Raw genomic sequence first — 18147 nt, 5'->3', positions numbered from 1 at the left:
CCGCGGGTGCGGGGTTTTGGGTCGGGGACAAGCCCCGGCAAAGGCCGCAAAGGTAAGGAGCCATTCGCCTTCTCCGGGGGCCTTACCCTTCTCCATCCGTGAAGTACATTTGAGCCATGCGCACCCTCCTGTTCTGTCTGTGCTGCCTGTGGGTAGTCACCGCCCCCGCCCAGACGTTCCGCGCCTCCGTGCTGGCGGGGGCCAACCTGAGTCAGATCGACGGCGACGACCTGCTGGGCTTCCACCGCCCAGGGGTAAATGCCGGACTGCGCGTCGTGGCTCTTTTGGGCGACCGCTGGCGCTTCGGCCCGGAAATCCTCTACTCCCAGCAAGGCGCCAAACGCAACCGGAACAGCATCAACGTTAGCCCCTACGACGCCTTCCGGTTGAGCACCGTGGAAATTCCGCTGATGGTGTACTACAAGGACTGGCGGATTACCGCCGAGGCCGGGGCCAGTTACCAACGGCTCATCGATTACACCATTACCGACTTCCGGGGGGAAGACATCACCGCCGACCTGCCGCTGCGCGACAACCTCTTTGCCCTGAACCTGGGGGTTACCCTTTACCTCACTGAGCAGCTCGGGTTCAATTTCCGCTGGTCGCGACATGTGGCGGATATTCAGCAGCCCGATGAACCCCGGCTGCGGGGCCGCGGTCTTACCCTGCGAGCCGTTTATACCCTCGGAACGGGTGAACCCCTGCCCGGCCGCCCTACTCCGGACACCCCCAACCCAAACGCCCTATGAAGTCCCCCGAACTGCGCGCCGTCATCGACCTCGGCACCAACACCTTCCATATCCTCATTGCCTCCATCGATGCCGATGGGTTGATCCACGAAGTGTACCGGGAACGCATCTTCGTCAAACTCGCCAGCGACGGCATTGAGACCATCGGTGCGGCCCCCTTCGACCGGGGGATCACCGCCCTGGCCCACTTTGCGGACGTCATCCGCAAGTACCGCGTAAAGGAGGTGACGGCCATCGGCACCGCGGCCCTGCGCACCGCCTCCAACGGCGAGGTGTTCGTCCGCCAGGCGGAACTGGAAACCGGCATCAGGATCAAACTCATCCAGGGCGACCACGAAGCCCAGTACATCACCCGGGGGGTGCTGGCGGCCCTGCCCCCGCTGGACGGCCGCATCCTGATCATGGACATCGGCGGTGGGTCCACGGAGTACATCCTGGCCTCCGAGCGCGGCGTCCACTGGCGGCAATCCTTTCCCATCGGGGTGGCGGTACTCCACCGGGGCTTCCACCATACCGACCCCATCAGCGAGGAGGAGATCCGTGACCTCTACGCCTTCCTCGACCACATCCTGGTGCCGCTGAAGGACATCCTCCGGCAGTACCCCACCACCCATCTCGTGGGCGCGGCCGGCACCTTCGACGTCATGGCCGATGTACTGAAGGACGCCGCGGCGGTCCCCCACCCCACCAGCCACACCCTGGACCTGAAGGGCATGGAGGAACTCCACTTCCGCATCGTGGCCTCCACCACCGCCGAACGACTGGATATCCCCGGCATCCCACCCGAGCGGGTGGATCTGATCGTCGTGGCCATGCTGCTGATCCGCTACACCGTGGAGCTGGCGAATATCGACCGCATCACCGTCAGCGACTACGCCATGAAGGAGGGCATCCTCCTGGGCATCGACGAAGCCAGCCCGCTGGTCTAGCAGGCTGTGAAGGCTAACAATTAATCACCCACTAGTGCGTCTGGTCAAAGTCCTGGATGACCCCCAGGATCAGCATCACGTCGGTGTAGAACTGGCGGATCAGCTGAAAGGACAGGTTGGAGCGAAAGAAATGGGGCTCCAGCAGGTCATAGCCGTGCTCCAGGCCAATAAACAGGTCCTGGTTGTGGACGGCAAAGTAGAGGTCGCGTCCCTCCCGCTCGTGGAAGGTCACGAGGGCCTCCTGCATCGGCGGCGTAAGTATGCCGGCCACCTTGGTGCCGGGGTGGGCGTATACCGCAAACTTCTCGCGGAAGACCGGATTGAGGATCTCGATATCCGCCGATCGCCCGCGGCTGCCCATGTAGGCATCGACCGATCGCTTCAGCCGCCGCAGCTTGTGGCGGGGCCACACCGCCAGCCGGCCCGTGGTCTCCTCACTGAAAATGGCGTGTACGAACAAGCCACTGAACACCACCTCCAGGCGGTTGCTGGCCGGACTGATCTCCTGTACATAGGTCTCCCCCATCTCAAAGGCCATCTCACCCACAATTCCACGTATATAGTCCTCGGCGTGGTAGCTGTCGGGGTTGGGCCGGAACAACCCGCTGCGCTCGAAGCGATCCGCCAGGATGGGCCGTTTGGGGTCGTACTCCAGGGACCGGTAGTTCGGCAGGTCATTGATGAAGTCCAGCAACAGCCGCATGATGGCCGGCTTGAACGACTGCCGGAAGCGTTCGATGCGCAGGTACAGTGACCCCACGTAGAAGGCCACCGGTAAAGCCAGCAGCAAAATGAGAAAGCCCAGGTCGTAGGCCAGAAACACCCCCAGCAGGACCAGAATACCCAGTGCGGACAGTCCCATGCCCAGCAAGATGCGCTTGCGCAGTCCTTCCAGCCGGAGCAATTCCGGGCGGATGGTGGTGTTGTAGTACAGTCGCAACTCGTGGAGGCGGGGTGGAATCATCGGCAAGTCGGTAGCCGGCAAAATACAACCATCCGCCATACCCTCGGTGTCTGTCTAAAAACTCCTATCTTTGCGCGCTTATGCAGTACAGCATCAAATTATCCCTTCTTTTCCTCGCCCTGGCCTTCTTCGGTTGCCGCTCGGAATTCGAGACCATCCGGACAAGCAACGATCCGGCCCTCATCCTCCAGCGGGCCAACGCCTACTACGAGGCCGGGGAATACCAGCGCGCCCAGACGCTTTACGAGCTGGTTATCGCGCCCTACCGGGGGCAGGCCGAGGCCGAGCAGATCGCTTACCGCTATGCCTACACCTACTACTACACCGAGCAGTACGTGCTCGCCAGCTACTACTTCAAGAACTTCGCCACCACCTACGGGGGCAGCCCCCTGCGGGAGGAGGCCGACTTCATGTCCGCCTATTCCAACTACCAGCTCAGCCCCACCTACCGCCTCGACCAGAGCTACAGCGTGAAGGCCATCGAGGGGTTTGAGGAATTCGCCAACCGCTACCCCGACAGCGAACGGGTAGCGGAGGCCAACCGCCTCATCGACGAGATGCGGGCCAAAATGGAGCTGAAGGACTTTGAGTCCGCGAAACTGTACATGGACATCGAGCGTTATGAATCGGCCCTCACGAGTTTCGAGAACGTCCTGAAGGACTACCCCGAAACCCAGCGGGCGGAAGAAATCCGCTACCTGATGGCCCGGGTGCAGTACGAATACACCCTGCGCAGCTTCCGGGCCCGCAAGCCCGAACGCCTCCGGGCCACCATCAAGCTGGCTGAGAACTTCCTCAACCGCTACCCGGACAGCAACTACGCAGAAGAGGTACGCAACTACCTCGAAAAATCAACCGCCGAATTAAAAGAGCTAGAAAATGTCTGACATCAAAGCCCGCGCCCAGGGACTGAGCCCCGATACCGCCGCCCGCGACATCCAGAAAGTCGTCGCCGATACCGGTAACATTTACGAATCGCTGGCCATCGTCAGCCGCCGCGCCCGCCAGCTGGCCGTCGACCTGAAGCACGAACTGGACCAGAAACTGGAAGAGTTCGCCGAGGTGACCGACACCATCGAGGAAGTAGTGGAGAACAAGGAGCAGATCGAAATCTCCAAGTTCTACGAAAAGCTGCCCAACCCCGTGCTCATTGCTATGCGGGAGTACCTCGACGACGAGCTCTACCACCGCTACAACGAGCGCCGCGAGGAGGACGAGGACGACCTGTAGTCCCTTGAGCCTCGCCGGCAAGAAAATTATCCTGGGCGTCAGCGGCAGTATCGCCGCCTACAAAGCCGCCCTCATCGTTCGCGGACTGATCCGGGAAGGTGCCGAAGTCAGGGTCCTCATGACCCGGGCGGCCACCGACTTCATCAGTCAGCTTACGCTTTCTACCCTTTCCCGCCACCCGGTAACCACCTCCGTCCACAGCGACGAGAGCTGGAACAACCACGTCGAGCTGGGCCTCTGGGCCGATGTCTACCTGGTAGCCCCCGCCACCGCCACCACCCTCGCCAAACTGGCGCAGGGAATCTGCGATAGCGCCCTGGTGGCCGTTTACCTCTCGGCCCGCTGCCCCATCTTCTTTGCTCCCGCCATGGACGTCGACATGTGGCTGCACCCGGCCACCCGCGCCAACGTGGAAAGGCTGCAGGGCTACGGCAACCACCTCATCGATGTGGACAACGGCGAACTGGCCAGCGGACTGGTCGGACAGGGTCGGCTGGCCGAACCGGAACGCATCCTGGAAGTATTAAGGGCCCACTTCGCCCGCCAACACGACCTGGACGGGCGACGCATCCTGATTACGGCTGGCCCCACCCACGAAGACCTCGATCCCGTTCGCTACCTCGGCAACCGCAGTACCGGAAAGATGGGCATCGCCCTGGCCGAAGCCGCCGCCGCCCGGGGCGCCTCTGTGGACCTGATACTAGGCCCTACCCCCCTCTCCCCCCAGGGGACCGGCATTAACGTTACCCACGTCCGCACCGCCCTTGAAATGCACCGGGAGGCCCTGCAGCGGTGGCCCCAGGCCACCGACGGCATCCTCTGCGCCGCCGTGGCCGACTACCGCCCGGAAACCGTAGCCCCGGAAAAGATCAAGAAAACCGGGGATGGTCTTACCCTGAAGCTGGTGCGCAATCCCGACATCGCCGCGGAACTGGGGCAGCAAAAACAACCCGGACAATTCCTGGTCGGCTTTGCCCTGGAGACCGAGAACGGCGTTGAAAATGCCCGCGGCAAACTGGAACGCAAGGGGCTGGACCTCATCGTGCTCAACTCCCCCCGGGTAGCCGGAGCGGCCTTTGGTCACGATACCAACCAAATCCAGCTCATCGATGGCAATAAGGTGACCTCCTTTGAGTTAAAACCCAAACGTGAGGTGGCAGATGATATCCTCGATCGCCTCCCCGCCCACCCAACTCCCTCACCATGAGACTGACGCTCGTCCTCCTGCTCCACTCCTTCCTGCTCACCGCCCAGAGCGAGATCAACTGGACGGTCAACCTGAATACCCAGCAGGTGACCCAAACGGAGCGCCGTGTCTTTGAAACCCTGGAAAAGGACCTGGTGACCTTCCTGAACGGGCGCACCTGGACGGACGACAAGTTCAGCCAGGACGAGCGCATCGACGTCACCCTCTTCCTGACCCTCGCTGAGGTGACCCGGGAAACGGCCACGGGTGAAGAGCTCGTCCCCAACCGCTACTCCGGCACCCTGGCCATCCAGAGCTCCCGCCCGATCTACGGCACCGGCGAGGTCACCCCGGTGCTGAACTACCAGGACAAGCGACTGGAGTTCAGCTACGAGCAATTCGAGGCCATCCAGCTGTCCGACCAGAGCTTCACCTCGGAACTGTCTTCCATCCTGGGCTTCTATGCCTACCTGGTACTGGGCATGGATTACGACACCTTTTCACCGCTCGGGGGGCAGCCGTACTACGAGCAGGCCCAGCAGATCTACAACCGCCTGCCAAACGGTCTCGCGAACAGTGGCGGCTGGACCGCCGCCGGCAAGACCAACAACCGCTACTTCCTGCTGGAGAACCTGCTGAGCCCCCGGATGATTCCCCTGCGCCGGGCTTCCTATACCTACCACCGGCTGGGCCTCGATCAGATGCTTACCGACCCCATCGCGGCGCGCAACAATATCACCCTGGCCATCGAGGACGTCCAGGCCGCCAACCAGAGCTACCCCAGCAGCGCGCTGGTCCAGGCCTTCGTCGATGCCAAGCGGGAGGAAATCATCGCCATCTACCAGGCCGCAACGCCCGCCGAGCAGAACGCCGTGATTCAGATGATGTCGCGGGTCGACCCTGCCCAGTCGAGTGCCTACCGTGCCATCCGCTCCGGAGGATCCTCTTCCCGCGCTGCAGGTCGGGTGCCTAGCCGCGGGCCAAACGGTAGGCGATAATCTCATCGTGATCGAACTCCCCGTCGAAGCGCGCCTCCTCTTTGGCGGTGACGCTTGATTCCGGGGGCACCCGCGCTTCGACGACCGCCGCCAGCACACTGGGGTGGATGTAGTAGTCGCGGCATACCGCGGTGGTGTTGCCCAGGTATTCAGCCACCCGCTCCACCACCCGCAGGTCGGCCCGTTCCGGTGGCTCGCCGTCGTTCTCCTCCAGCAGTTCCCAGTAGGCATCCACGGCAGCGGCCGTACCCGCCCAGGTGCGGAAGTATTTACTGCTGAACTTCGGCCCCACCACCTCGCGAACCATCTCGTTCACGTCGTGGCTGTCCAGGTTATACCACTTGCCGTCCTCCCCCTGATAGCGGAATACCTCGTAGCCCGGCAGCTCACTCATATTGGTGACCACCTCCACCAGGGAAGGATCGCTCAGGTCAACCGTGCGCACTACCCCACTCTTTCCAGTGTACTCAAAGTGCAGGCCGTTTTCGTCCACCTCCACGTGTTTGCGTCTCAGGGTGGTCAGCCCGATGGTTCCGTTGCGCTTGCGGTAGCTCGCGTTCCCCACGCGCATGGCGGTCTCGTCCATCATGGAGATGGCCACCGCGGCCACCCGGTCGTGGTCCCAACCGCGGCTGTTGTCCTGTACGATGCCCCTTAGCGTACGGCGTGCGCCGGGCAGGGCGTCGGCGAATTCCAGTAGGGTATTGAATTTATTCAACTGCTTGAAGGCCATCCAGTCGGGATGGTAGCGGTACTGCTTGCGGCCGGCTTCGTCTCGCCCCGTACTCAGCAGGTGACCGTTTTCCAGGGGGCAGATCCACACCTCCGTCCAGGCGGGGGGAATGGCCAGGGAAGCCAGCCTGTCCTGGATCAGTTTATCCTTGATCACGGTACCGTCTTCGCGGAAGTAGCGGAAGCCACCCCGGTAGGGCTTGCGGGTCCAGCCGGGCTGGTCATCGGAAACGTATACCAAGTTCGGTACGGCGGGATGCATGGTTCGGTTAGCCCCCATAAAGTGAATCGGATTGCTAACTCCATAAAGGTTGGTTTTACCCCATCGTGTTCAACCCGTAGCTGGAGAATTGGGCACATTGACGGCCGGGGGGCAGGCCGTGGTGGCGCGTACGCCGGTGCCGGAACCGTGCGCCTGCTGTCCGGCCGGAATTGCTACCTTTGCCCGCGCTTCATTAAAAACGTCCCGCATGATCAGCTACTACGCCAGCAATAACGGACAGTTGGGACCAGTGGAGCAACCAGGTCCGGACACCTGGATTCACCTCTCCCCGCCCTTCACTTCGGAAGAGCTGCCCGAGATCGCGGAGCGCTACGAACTCCCCATTGACTTTCTCACGGACCCCCTGGATATCGACGAGCGTTCGCGCTACGAGCGGGAAGACGACGCGCGGCTGATCGTCATCAATACCCCCATCCTCAGCCAGGTGGAAACCGAAAACGACAGCATCTACATCACGGTGCCCATCGGTATCATCCTTACCCCGGAAGCCCTGATCACCATCACCTCCACCCCGGACCACCCCGTGCTGCAGTTGTTTATCGACAACAAGCTCCGCAACATCGATCCGGCCCGCCGCAGCCAGTTCGTGCTGCGCATCTTCGAGCACACCGTCTACCGCTTCCTCACCTGTCTGAAGCGGCTGAACGTGAAACGCAACCTCATCGAGCAGGAGCTCTACGACAGCAGCCGAAACCGGGAACTGAAGCAATTGCTCAGCATCGAAAAATCCCTGGTCTACTTCATCAATGCCCTGAACGGCAACGAACTGCTGAAAATGAAGATGAAGCGGGCCGATTTCCTAGGCATCCGCCACGATGAAGACCAGTGGGACCTCTTCGAGGACATCATCATCGACAACGGACAGGCCCTAGAAATGGCCAATATCTACACCAACATCCTCAACGGGACCATGGACGCCTATGGCTCCATCATCTCCAACAACCTGAACATCACCATCCAGCGGCTGACGCTCATCACCATCGTGCTGACGGTCCCCATGGTCATCGCCAGCTTCTACGGGATGAACGTTCCCATGCCGCTGCAAAACGGAAACTATACCTTTCTGCTCATTCTCCTGCTCTCCATTATGCTGAGCATGGCCGTAATATTTTACTTTCGGCGCAAGCGGCTCTTCTGACGAGAGCCGTAAGCACCCTGTTTTTATCTACCTTCACCCCCCCTACTGATAAAGTCACTTTCATGCCCCACTCTACGATTACCGGTATCGGTCACTACGTACCGAAGAATGTTGTTACGAACCAGGACCTGACCGCCGTCATGGAAACCAGCGACGAGTGGATCCGGGAACGCACCGGCATCGAGGAGCGCCGCTACATCGACCGCACCAAGGAAACCACTACCACCCTGGCGGTGGAAGCCTCCCTGCGGGCCATTGAGGATGCCGGCATCGAGAAGGAAGACATCGACTTCATCATCTTCGCTACCCTGAGCCCGGACTACTACTTTCCCGGCGCCGGCGTCCTCCTGCAGCGGGAACTCGGGATCGCGAAGACCGAAATTGCCGCCCTCGACATCCGGGCCCAGTGCTCCGGCTTCCTCTACGGACTGACCACCGCCGACCAGTTTATTCGCGCCGGTACGTACAAGAAGATTCTCCTCGTCGGGGCGGAGGTACACAGCGTCGGCCTGGATTTCTCCACCCGCGGCCGCAACGTCAGCGTCATCTTCGGCGACGGCGCCGGCGCCGTCATCGTGGAAGCTACCGACGAGCCGGAAAACAGCGTTCTCGCCACTCGGATGCACAGCGACGGTACCTACGCCGAAAAGCTCAGCTACATGTACCCCGGTTCCCACGGTGGCTACTTCATCGAGAAGTACGGCATCGAGGGATTTGACGTTGACTTCGCCGTTAACGACCAGCCCTACGGTGGCGTCTTCTGGAACCAGGACATGCTCGACAAGGGCCGCATCTACCCCCACATGGAAGGGCAGGCCGTCTTCAAGATGGCCGTGCGCAAGTTCCCAGAAGTGATTACCGAAACCCTCGAGGCCGCGGGGCTCGGCGTGAAGGACATCGACCTGCTGGTACCCCACCAGGCCAACCTGCGCATCAACCAGTTCGTAGCCCACACCATGGGGCTGCGCGACGACCAGGTGTACAACAACATCATGCGCTACGGCAATACTACGGCCGCTTCCATTCCGATTGCCCTTTCCGAAGCCCGCGACGAGGGCCGCGTCAAAAAAGGCGACCTGGTGACCCTGGCCGCCTTCGGCGCCGGCTTTACCTGGGCCGCCGCCGTACTGCGCTGGGGCAAGTAGGTGTCACCTAGGGGAGCACCTCCGCTACGGTGAAGATGCTCCCCCCGGTAAATACCACGTCCTGATCCTCCGCGGCGGCCCGGGCCGCCCGGAACCCAGCAATCACTGAGGGATAAGACTGCCCCACCAGTCCGTACGCTACCGCGGACGCCCTTAATTCCTCCGCGGGCAGTCCCCGTGGGATGTCCGCCTTTACGAAGTAGTAGACTGCGTCCTGGGGGAACAAGGGCAGGGCTTTCGAAAGGTCCTTGTCGTTCACCACGCCCAGCACGATATGTAGTCGGCCGCCCCGGGATTCCCGCAGGGCCCTCAGGCGCTCAAGTACCGGACCGAGGCCCTCGCCGTTGTGGGCGCTGTCCGCCAGCACCAGGGGGGCATCGTCCTGCAGGACTTGCCACCGACCGATGTAGTAGCTCAGGGAATGTACGTGGTCGAAGGCGTAAGCCACCCGTTCCGCATCCAGGTCCAGGGCTCCCCCCTGCCCCAGTTCCTTCAGGGCAATCCAGGCCGTTTGCAGGTTTTTTTCCGCGAAGGGGCCCCGCAGGTCCGTCTGGAACACCCGCCGCGGCTGCTGGTCGGCGAACACGATGGGCGCGTCCAGCTCCCGGGCACGGTTCCGGAATACCGCTTCCGTTTCCGGCTGGGTTTCGCCGATCACTACCCGGCGGCCCGGCTTGATGATGCCGGCCTTCTCTCCGGCGATTTCCGGCAGGGTGTTACCGAGAAATTGCATGTGATCGTAGCCGATGTTCGTGATGACCGAGAGCTCCGGGTCGATTACGTTGGTGCTGTCGAGCCGACCGCCAAGGCCGACTTCCACGACCGCCCATTGCACCCGCGCCCGCGCAAAGTGATGGAAGGCCATCGCCACGGTGATCTCAAAGAAACTGGGGTTGATCCGCTCGATAACCGGCCGGATGTTCTCGGTGAACTCCACCACTTCGGCCTCGGGAATGAAGGTGCCGTCCACCTTGATGCGCTCGCGGAAATCCTTGTAGTGCGGACTGGTGTACACCCCCACCCGGAAGCCGTGGGCCTGGAGGGCGGCGGCCAGGAGGTGACTGACCGTTCCCTTGCCATTCGTGCCTCCGACGTGGATGCACCGCAGCTGTCGCTCGGGGTTGCCCAGCTCCGCCAGGAGGGCGCGGATGTTGGTCAGGTCCTTCTTCATCGCGCTGTCGCCGCTGCGCTGGTACATGGGCAGGCGGGTGAAGAGGTAGTCCAGGGTTTCGGGATAGGTCAAGGCGAAAGCGGATTGGTGAATGGTGGTGCAAAATTACCAACTCCCCCGGTGCCCCGTTGGGTATTTCACCGATGCTCCGGGGGGCTTCAACCACCCGCGCCGGAGACCAGGCAAATGCGGGCGAGCGCTTACCTTCGCGCCATGACTAGGAAGGAGCAGATTTTACAGATGCTGGAGACGGCCCCCAAGGATGCCTTTCTTCGCTTTGCCCTGGCGAAGGAGTGGGAGCAGGAAGGCAATGACCCTACGGCCCTGAACATCTACCGCAGCCTGGTCAACGACCAGCCGGAATACGTAGGCACCTATTACCACCTCGGTAAAACGCTGGTACGCATGGAGCGGCCCCGGGAAGCCTGGAAGGTCTTCACCCAGGGTATGGAAGTGACCAAGCGATTGGGCGAGATTCACGCCATGCGGGAACTGGCCGGCGCGCGAATGGAACTGGGCGACGAGGAAGACTTCGCCTAGAAGCGATACTTGGGGGCGGGGGTGAGCTGGCCCCGGGGTTCGGAGCGCGAGATCACCTCCCCGTCGGGCCGCCCTTCGCTGACGGGCGTGTAGTCGGGAATGCGGGGGAAGGTGGTGGCCGTCAGCGCCAGGTCCTCCACGGACTCCGGCCGCTGGGCGAGCACGGTATCCTGTGCAGGCCGGGGCAGCTGGGTGAAGGCCGCGAAGCCGGCCACCAGCAGCACCACCGCGGCCACCATCCAGGGGCGAACCCCCATCCAGCTGACGGCCGCGGGCCCACTTTGCCGGCGGCTGAGGAGTTGTTCGATGCGGTCCCACTGCTGCGGGCCGGCCGGCCGGCGCATGCCACGGGCGGTGCGGCGGAACTGACGATCAAAGGAATCGAGCTTGGACATGGCGGACAAAGGTTAGCGGGCGGGGTAGCCCAGTTTTTCGAGTAATTCCCGGAGCCTTTTTTTGGCCAGGATGAGTTGTGATTTGCTGGTGTTTATGCTGATGTCGAGCATCTCGGCGATCTCCCGGTGCTTGTACCCCTCGATGACGTAGAGGTTGAAGATCGTGCGGTAGCCGGTGGGCATACCATCCAGCAGGTCCAGGATGTCCTGCTCCGCCAGCCGTTCGGTAGCAGCAGCGGGGATGGCATAGCTGGCCGGATCCACCTCCGTAAGCTCACTGGCCTGCCGCAGGGCGTGCTTCTTGCGCAGCAGCATCAGGGCTTCATTAACGATGATGCGGCGGATCCACCCCTCGAAACTGCCGGTATCGGAGAAGGTATCAATCTTGTCAAACACCCGGAAAAAACCGGCCACCAGCACGTCGTCCGCGTCGGCGTCCCGGCGGCAGTACCGGCGGGCTACCGCTCCCATGAGTGGCGAGAAACGATCGAAAACGGTCCGTTGCGCCCGGCGGTCATTCGCTTTGCAGCCATCGATCATTTCCTGCTCGGTCAAAGGGGGCAGCGGTTGGGTTACGGAGATAAGATGCTGGATTCCGGCGCGGTGGTGGGTACGAAGTCGAATACTTCGCGAAAGTGGCGCTCCACCACCGGCGTCACCTCCTCCAGCTCCACGGGCCGGCCGAGCTCTACGCTGAGGCTGGTGACCGACCGACCGTCCTCCGCGATGCCGCAGGGGACGATGTGGCCGAAGTGGGTAAGGTTAGGCCGTACGTTAAGCGCGAAACCGTGCATGGTGGTCCACCGGCTCAGGTGAACGCCAATGGCGCAGATCTTGCGTCGGGGTTGCCGCCGGCCGGGATTACCCGCCAGCCACACGCCGGTGTAGCCGGGGTCCCGCTCACCCTTCAGTCCGAAGTCCGCCAGGGTGCGGATGACCACTTCCTCGAGGGAGCGGACGTAGCGGTGGACGTCGTTGAAAAACTCGTCGAGGTCGAAGATGGGATAAGCCACCAGCTGCCCCGGACCGTGATAAGTGATGTCGCCTCCCCGGTTGATCTTCAGGAAGGTGAACCCCTGTTCTTCCAGCTCCGCTTCAGATAGTAAGAGGTGGTCGGTGGAACCCGACTTGCCCAGGGTAAACACCGGCGGGTGCTCAACGAAGAGGAGATGGTGGTGCTGGCGGGGGCTGACGGTTTCCCCACCCCCGCGGCGGTGTTCTCTCAGGGCGAGTTTTCGGTCGACGACCTCGCGGTGCAACCGGGCCTGCAGGTCCCAGGCCCGTTGGTAGTCTACCCGCCCCAGGTGATGGATGTATACGACCGGCATAAGGGGTAAACGTCGCGAAGGCCCCGCCGGGTTGCTCCGGGGGGTGGCTGCTGATTCAGTCAAGTCCAATCGTCATCACGATCTTGCCCACGTTTGCGTTGCTGGCCATGTAGCGGTGGGCGGCGGCTACCTCCTCCCAGTCGTAAATGGTATCGACCACCGCCTGCAGGCTGCCGTCGGCAAAGTGGGGCCAGATGTCGCGGCGGAAATCCGCCGTGAGCCGCCGCCGGTATTCGTCCGTGCGGCTGCGCATCGTGGTTCCCGTCAGCTGGATGCGCTTGCGCAGGAAGGGGGCCATGCTGAAGTCGGCCACCCGCGCGCCGCCGAGGGCCGCCAGGCTGACGATGCGGGCGTCAACGGCGCTACACTGCAGGTTCTGGGCCAGGTAGGGTCCGCCCACGAAATCCAGGATGACGTCGGCCCCTCTACCGTCGGTGGCGTCCAGGACGGCTTCGGCAAAGTCCTCGGCACGGTAATCGATACAGCGGGCGGCGCCCAGCTCCTCCAGGGCCGCGTGCTTGTGGCCACTGGCGGTTACGATGGGCACGCCCCCGGCCAGCCGGACGAGTTGGATGGCGGCGGTCCCTACCCCACTGGCGCCGGCGTGGATGAGCACCGTTTCCGAGGCCTGGATCCGGGCAATCCAGTACAGGGCCTGGTAGGCAGTAAGAAACACCTCCGGAATGGCCGCGGCCTTCGTGAAGGAAAGCTTTTCGGGTAATTTCAGCAGCATCCGGTGGTCTACCGCAATCTGCTGGGCGTAGCCCCCGCCGTTGACCAGGGCGCAGACGTTGTCGCCGACCTCGAAGCCAGTCACTGTGGATCCCACTTCGATGACCGTTCCGGCTACCTCCAGTCCCAGGATAGGGTTAGCGCCGGGGGGCACGGGATACTTGCCCTCCCGCTGGAGCAGGTCGGCGCGGTTCAGGGCGGTGGCGGCTACGTGGAGGAGGACGGCTTCGGGCGCGGGTGCCGGGTCAGCGACTTCCGCCAGATAAAGCTGGCTTTCGTCGCCGGGCTGGTCGAATACAATTGCCTTCATGGGGTCAAATTAGGGGCTGGTGGGATGAATCAGGAACGGCCCAGTTCGATGGCACGCTCCAGGGCGGCGCGGGCACCGCTCTTGATATCTTCGAATACGCTGGTTGCCCGGAAGGTGTTCATGGCCGCCTCGGTGGTTCCCCCCTTGCTGGATACCCGCTCGATCCATTCGCGGCAGGTCAGGTCGTTCTTCATCTGGAGCTCCACGGCCCCCCGGAAGGTCTGGGCCACCAGCAGTTCGGCCTGGCTGTTGTTGAAGCCCATCTCGGTGGCCGCTTCGATCATGGCCTCCATGAAATAAAGCACGTAGGCCGGACCGCTGCCGCTGATGGCGGTGGTAGCGTCGATGCTGTACTCATCGTCGACGTAAATGGCCTTGCCCGTGGTATTCAGCAGGTTCTGTACCAGTACCAGCTCGATGCGGGTGACGGCGTCGCTGGCCGTGTAGGCCGTCATGCCCAACCCGATCTGGGCGGGAAGGTTAGGCATGGCGCGAATGACCTTGTCCACGCCGAGCCCTTCCTGGATGGACTTGATCGTCACTCCGGCCATGATGGACAGGTATACCTGCTGGGGGTCGGTCTGCGGGCGCAGGGTTGCGAACAAAGCACCGCTGTCCTGCGGTTTAACGGCAAGAATGATCAGGTCGGCTGCGGCCAGACAGGTTTCCGGCCCCGTGTAGATGGTGCCAATCTTCTCGTCGCGCAGCAATTCCGCCTTGTCGGATTGCCGTTCCAGGATCATCAAATCATCCTGGTTGACCAGGTGCGCCCGCAGGAGGCTGCGGGCGTAGGTTTTACCCATATTACCTCCCCCAATGACCAGAATCTTCATTATCCCGAATTTTTGGCGAAGATAGAAGATACTGGGCGCCCGGGCGGTGTCCGCCCACCCTGCTGCCGGGTCAACTTTTGTTGGCCGGGGCTGTATACTCTTGTAAGCACATGAATCCTATGCCATCGATAGAAGAGGAGATCCGCCAACCTTCGTTCCGGTCTCCCGCACACCGGACCCAGGTTAATATTATCTATACGGCTGCCTGGATCAACCAGAACACCACCCAGGCCTTGCGGCCGTTCGGTCTGAGCATCCAGCAATTCAACATCCTGCGCATCCTGCGGGGCCGCAATGGCAAGCCCGCTACCGTGAAGCTCCTCACCGAGCGGATGCTCGACAAGATGAGCAACGCCAGCCGACTGGTGGACAAACTCAAGGAGAAGGGATACGTGCGCCGGCAGGAGTGCGAAACCGACCGCCGCCGGGTCGACATCGTCATTACCGAGGAGGGGCTCGACGTGATCCGCCGCGCCAGCGAGGCGGTGGAGGAAACAATGGCCAGCCATTTCGGCAACCTCACCGACGACGACTTTGACGAGCTCAGCACCCTGCTCGACCGGCTCCGGGGTTGATCATATCTAGAATATTTTAGGGTTCCAGGCAGCAGCCAGGGTTGCTGGTACGTCTTAGGGAGGAAGGAATCATCGGACCCTTTGCGTCCGGGGGGGGAATGAGTCCGTCAATTGACTACCCTAACCCACCCACGCTATGAACCGGTTTCTTCTCCTCCTCCCCCTGTTCCTGATCTTATTTTCGGCAGACCTCCTCGCCCAGCGCACCATTACCGGTACGGTGGTTGACGAAGCCGGCGATCCCCTTCCCGGCGCGTACATCACCGTCAAGGGCTCCACCCTCGGCACCAGTACCGACGCCGACGGCACCTATTCCATCTCCGTGCCCGAGGCCGCCCGCAATCTGGTCTTCTCCTTCCTGGGCTTCGGTACGGTAGAGATCCCCATCGGTGAAAGCGACCAGATCGACGCCGTGCTGTCGGCGGGCACCGTCCTCGACGAGGTAGTCCTGATTGGCTCCCGCTCCACTGGGCGAACCAAGCTGACCACCCCCGTCCCGGTAGACATCGTCAACGTCACCGAAGTGGCCACCGCCGCGGCCCAGACCAACGTCAACCAGCTGCTCAACTACGTAGCGCCCAGTTTCAGCTCCAATACCCAGACGATCTCTGACGGTACGGACCACATCGACCCTGCTTCCCTGCGGGGCCTGGGCCCGGATCAGGTACTGGTGCTGATCAACGGCAAGCGCCGCCACAACACTTCACTGGTAAACGTGAACGGCACCTTTGGCCGGGGCAACGTAGGTACCGACCTCAACTCCATCCCGGTGGCCGCCATCGAGCGGATTGAGATCCTGCGCGACGGCGCTTCGGCGCAGTACGGTTCGGACGCCATCGCCGGAGTCATCAACATCATCCTCAAGGAAAAGACCGGCCTGAGCCTGAACGCGGAGACCGGGGCCTACGTCAGTTCGGAAATTCCGGATTACCAGGGCAGTACGGACGGGGAGTTCAACCAGATCAGCGCCAACTACGGCATCCAGCTCAACGACGCCGGGGGCGTGCTGAACGTTACCGGGGTATTCGACGACCGCGACTTCACCAACCGGATGAAGGAATTCACCGGCAGCATTTTCAGCGGCTACAACAACCCGGCTTCGGGCGCCGCCCCCGGTGAGGACATCACCGAGTCGGAACTGGTCCGCCGGGGACTGGAGCGTAGCGACTTCAACATGCGCGTGGGGCAGTCCGCTCTCCGCAACGGCGGGGTGATGTACAACCTACTGCTGCCGGTCGCGGCCGCGACCGAGGTTTACGCTTTCGGCGGTCTCAACTACCGCCGGGGCAACGCCACCGGTTTCTACCGCCTGCCCAACCAGAACCGGACGGTTACGGACATCTACCCCAACGGCTTCCTGCCCGCCATCAACTCCAACATCAGCGACGCCAGCATGGCCGTGGGCCTGCGCAGCGTCTACAACAAGTGGGAGGTCGACTTCAGCAACGTCTACGGCCGCAACGGATTCGGCTACCTTATCACCAATACGCTGAACGCCAGCCTGGGCGCGGCCAGCCCGACCTCCTTCGACGCCGGCGGCTTCAGCTTCGCCCAGAACACCGCCAATCTTGACATCCGGCGTTACTTCGACGACGCCCTGTCCGGGCTGAACGTCGCCTTCGGCGCCGAGTACCGCCTGGAGAATTACCAGATTACGGCCGGGGAACAGGCCAGCTATTACGATTACGGGGCCGCCTCCGCCTACCGCACCACCGGCGGCGACACCGTCATCATCCGCGATGGCACGGGCCCCATCAGCACCGTGTTTGACCCCCTCGGCCGCAGCCGCCCGGGCGGTGCCCAGGTGTTCCCCGGCTTCCGCCCCGACAATGAGGTGGACGCCTTCCGCAGCAGCGTGGGCGCCTACGCCGACGTGGAAGCGGACATCACCGACAACTTCCTGCTCGGCGCCGCGGTGCGCTTCGAGAATTACTCCGACTTCGGCTCCACCGTCAACGGCAAGTTGACCACCCGGGTAAAGCTCAGCGAGGACTGGACCTTCCGGGCCGGCGCCAGCACCGGATTCCGCGCCCCGAGTCTGCACCAGCTGAACTTTAACTCCACTTCCACCCTCTTCGTGGACGGCGTACCCTTTGAAGTAGGCGTCTTCAGCAACGACAGCCGCCCCGCCCAGTTGCTGGGCATTCCCCAGCTCAAACAGGAACGGAGCGTCAACTACAGCGGCGGCTTCACGGGCCGCATACCCGACGCCAACCTTAGCATCACCATCGACGGCTACCTCATCGACATCGCCGACCGGGTGGTCCTGACCGGACAGTTCCAGGGGGGCACCGAAACCCCTCAGCTGCGCGAAATCAGCCGACTGCTGCAGCAGGCCAACGCGAACCGCGCGGCCTTCTTCGCCAACGCCATCGACAGCCGCACCCGGGGTATCGACGTGGTGGTCACCCACAACGCCAACCTGGGATCGGGCCGGCTGACCAGCAGCCTGGCCGCCACCTTCGCCAAAACCACCCTGGAAGAAGTAAATACCAGCTCGGTACTGGAGGGCTTTGAGGATACCTACTTCGACCGCACCAGCCAGGTCTTCCTGGAAAGTGCCGTCCCCCGTACCAAGGCCAACCTGACCTTTGACTACCAGGTGGGGGACTTCGGCGTCTTCCTGCGCAACGTATTCTTCGGCCCCGTGAACGAAGCCACCAACAGCCTGGACAATGACCAGACCTTCAGCGGCAAGGTAATCACCGACCTGAGCGCCAGCTACCAGATCAGCGAACGGCTGCGGCTGGTGATCGGCTCGAACAACCTGCTGGACGTCTACCCCGACCTGAACATCCCCGCCAACCAGTCGGACGGCCGCTTCCTCTACAGCCGCCGCAGCCAGCAGTTCGGGTCCAACGGACGCTACCTCTTCGCCCGCGTAAGGTTTACCCTCTAATGTATCTTCG

Annotated in this window: 19 protein-coding genes; 11 read left to right on the top strand and 8 right to left on the bottom strand. The window is 62.3% G+C overall.

All coding sequences use genetic code 11. From position 1 onward, the window contains the following. Window positions 1-116 precede the first annotated feature (116 nt). Window positions 117-749, top strand: coding sequence for an outer membrane beta-barrel protein (locus CGL56_RS08650; RefSeq protein ID WP_099106146.1), 633 nt, complete (start codon window positions 117-119; stop codon window positions 747-749). Beyond that, window positions 746-1678 (top strand): Ppx/GppA phosphatase family protein, encoded by a 933-nt coding sequence (locus CGL56_RS08645; protein ID WP_099106145.1) that lies wholly within the window; start codon window positions 746-748, stop codon window positions 1676-1678. The genes CGL56_RS08650 and CGL56_RS08645 overlap by 4 nt, the downstream gene beginning before the upstream one ends. A gap of 31 nt (window positions 1679-1709) precedes the next feature. Here CGL56_RS08645 and CGL56_RS08640 read toward each other — a convergent pair whose 3' ends face one another. Beyond that, window positions 1710-2642 carry a DUF3137 domain-containing protein gene (locus tag CGL56_RS08640; protein WP_167641577.1) on the bottom strand — a complete coding sequence of 311 codons (933 nt, stop codon included), beginning with the start codon at window positions 2640-2642 and terminating at the stop codon, window positions 1710-1712. An 80-nt stretch (window positions 2643-2722) separates the two neighbouring features. Here CGL56_RS08640 and CGL56_RS08635 point away from each other — a divergent pair, with 80 nt between their 5' ends. The 4 genes from CGL56_RS08635 to porD are packed head-to-tail and all read left to right on the top strand — an operon-like array spanning window position 2723 to window position 6056. Next, the gene (locus CGL56_RS08635; protein ID WP_099106143.1) at window positions 2723-3529 is read left to right on the top strand and encodes an outer membrane protein assembly factor BamD; all 807 of its coding nucleotides are present in this window, start codon (window positions 2723-2725) and stop codon (window positions 3527-3529) included. After that, window positions 3522-3872, top strand: a complete 351-nt coding sequence (locus CGL56_RS08630) for a DNA-directed RNA polymerase subunit omega (protein ID WP_099106142.1) — start codon at window positions 3522-3524, stop codon at window positions 3870-3872. Before CGL56_RS08635 ends, CGL56_RS08630 begins: the two co-directional genes overlap by 8 nt. A gap of 4 nt (window positions 3873-3876) precedes the next feature. Continuing rightward, window positions 3877-5079 carry a bifunctional phosphopantothenoylcysteine decarboxylase/phosphopantothenate--cysteine ligase CoaBC gene (gene coaBC / locus CGL56_RS08625; RefSeq protein WP_099106141.1) on the top strand — a complete coding sequence of 401 codons (1203 nt, stop codon included), beginning with the start codon at window positions 3877-3879 and terminating at the stop codon, window positions 5077-5079. After that, entirely contained in the window at window positions 5076-6056 is a 981-nt protein-coding gene (gene porD, locus CGL56_RS08620; protein WP_099106140.1) for a type IX secretion system protein PorD, read from the top strand. The genes coaBC and porD overlap by 4 nt, the downstream gene beginning before the upstream one ends. Here the strand turns inward: porD and CGL56_RS08615 are convergent. Then, on the bottom strand, window positions 6028-7050 hold the full coding sequence (locus tag CGL56_RS08615; RefSeq protein ID WP_167641578.1) for a DNA topoisomerase IB: 1023 nt from the start codon (window positions 7048-7050) through the stop codon (window positions 6028-6030). The genes porD and CGL56_RS08615 overlap by 29 nt on opposite strands. Window positions 7051-7258: 208 nt before the next feature. On the opposite strand from CGL56_RS08615, the gene CGL56_RS08610 reads away from it, so the two are divergent. Continuing rightward, the gene (locus CGL56_RS08610; RefSeq protein WP_099106138.1) at window positions 7259-8209 is read left to right on the top strand and encodes a magnesium transporter CorA family protein; all 951 of its coding nucleotides are present in this window, start codon (window positions 7259-7261) and stop codon (window positions 8207-8209) included. Between the two features lie 62 nt (window positions 8210-8271). Then, complete coding sequence (locus CGL56_RS08605) at window positions 8272-9354, top strand: beta-ketoacyl-ACP synthase III (protein ID WP_099106137.1); 1083 nt, start codon at window positions 8272-8274, stop codon at window positions 9352-9354. Window positions 9355-9361: 7 nt separating this feature from the next. On the opposite strand, the gene CGL56_RS08600 is transcribed toward CGL56_RS08605, so the two are convergent. Next, window positions 9362-10597: a bifunctional folylpolyglutamate synthase/dihydrofolate synthase gene (locus CGL56_RS08600; RefSeq protein WP_187305575.1), complete on the bottom strand. Its 1236-nt coding sequence runs from the start codon at window positions 10595-10597 to the stop codon at window positions 9362-9364. A 141-nt stretch (window positions 10598-10738) separates the two neighbouring features. Between CGL56_RS08600 and CGL56_RS08595 the strand changes: the two genes are divergently transcribed. After that, window positions 10739-11065: a tetratricopeptide repeat protein gene (locus tag CGL56_RS08595; RefSeq protein ID WP_143470667.1), complete on the top strand. Its 327-nt coding sequence runs from the start codon at window positions 10739-10741 to the stop codon at window positions 11063-11065. Here CGL56_RS08595 and CGL56_RS08590 read toward each other — a convergent pair. From CGL56_RS08590 to proC, 5 genes are read right to left on the bottom strand one after another with little or no spacing between them, the layout of a single operon-like run. Then, window positions 11062-11460, bottom strand: coding sequence for a hypothetical protein (locus CGL56_RS08590; protein ID WP_099106135.1), 399 nt, complete (start codon window positions 11458-11460; stop codon window positions 11062-11064). The two genes, CGL56_RS08595 and CGL56_RS08590, sit on opposite strands and share 4 nt — an antisense overlap. A 12-nt stretch (window positions 11461-11472) precedes the next feature. Further along, window positions 11473-12015, bottom strand: a complete 543-nt coding sequence (locus CGL56_RS08585) for an RNA polymerase sigma factor (RefSeq protein ID WP_099106134.1) — start codon at window positions 12013-12015, stop codon at window positions 11473-11475. 17 nt (window positions 12016-12032) lie between these two features. After that, a complete protein-coding gene (gene lipB / locus CGL56_RS08580; protein WP_099106133.1) occupies window positions 12033-12788 on the bottom strand; it encodes a lipoyl(octanoyl) transferase LipB in 756 nt (251 codons plus the stop codon). A 55-nt stretch (window positions 12789-12843) separates the two neighbouring features. After that, window positions 12844-13830 (bottom strand): NAD(P)H-quinone oxidoreductase, encoded by a 987-nt coding sequence (locus CGL56_RS08575; protein WP_099106132.1) that lies wholly within the window; start codon window positions 13828-13830, stop codon window positions 12844-12846. A 29-nt stretch (window positions 13831-13859) separates the two neighbouring features. Beyond that, window positions 13860-14663 (bottom strand): pyrroline-5-carboxylate reductase, encoded by an 804-nt coding sequence (proC, locus tag CGL56_RS08570; protein WP_099106131.1) that lies wholly within the window; start codon window positions 14661-14663, stop codon window positions 13860-13862. A 119-nt stretch (window positions 14664-14782) separates the two neighbouring features. Here proC and CGL56_RS08565 point away from each other — a divergent pair, with 119 nt between their 5' ends. Both CGL56_RS08565 and CGL56_RS08560 read left to right on the top strand, forming a co-directional pair. Beyond that, window positions 14783-15238 carry a MarR family winged helix-turn-helix transcriptional regulator gene (locus tag CGL56_RS08565; RefSeq protein ID WP_099106130.1) on the top strand — a complete coding sequence of 152 codons (456 nt, stop codon included), beginning with the start codon at window positions 14783-14785 and terminating at the stop codon, window positions 15236-15238. 136 nt (window positions 15239-15374) lie between these two features. Further along, the gene (locus tag CGL56_RS08560) at window positions 15375-18137 is read left to right on the top strand and encodes a TonB-dependent receptor (RefSeq protein ID WP_099106129.1); all 2763 of its coding nucleotides are present in this window, start codon (window positions 15375-15377) and stop codon (window positions 18135-18137) included. Window positions 18138-18147 lie beyond the last annotated feature (10 nt).

The sequence above is a fragment of the Neolewinella marina genome (assembly GCF_002631205.1).
GTDB classification, from domain to species: domain Bacteria; phylum Bacteroidota; class Bacteroidia; order Chitinophagales; family Saprospiraceae; genus Neolewinella; species Neolewinella marina.
This window is presented reverse-complemented; position numbering and strand designations above follow the sequence as displayed.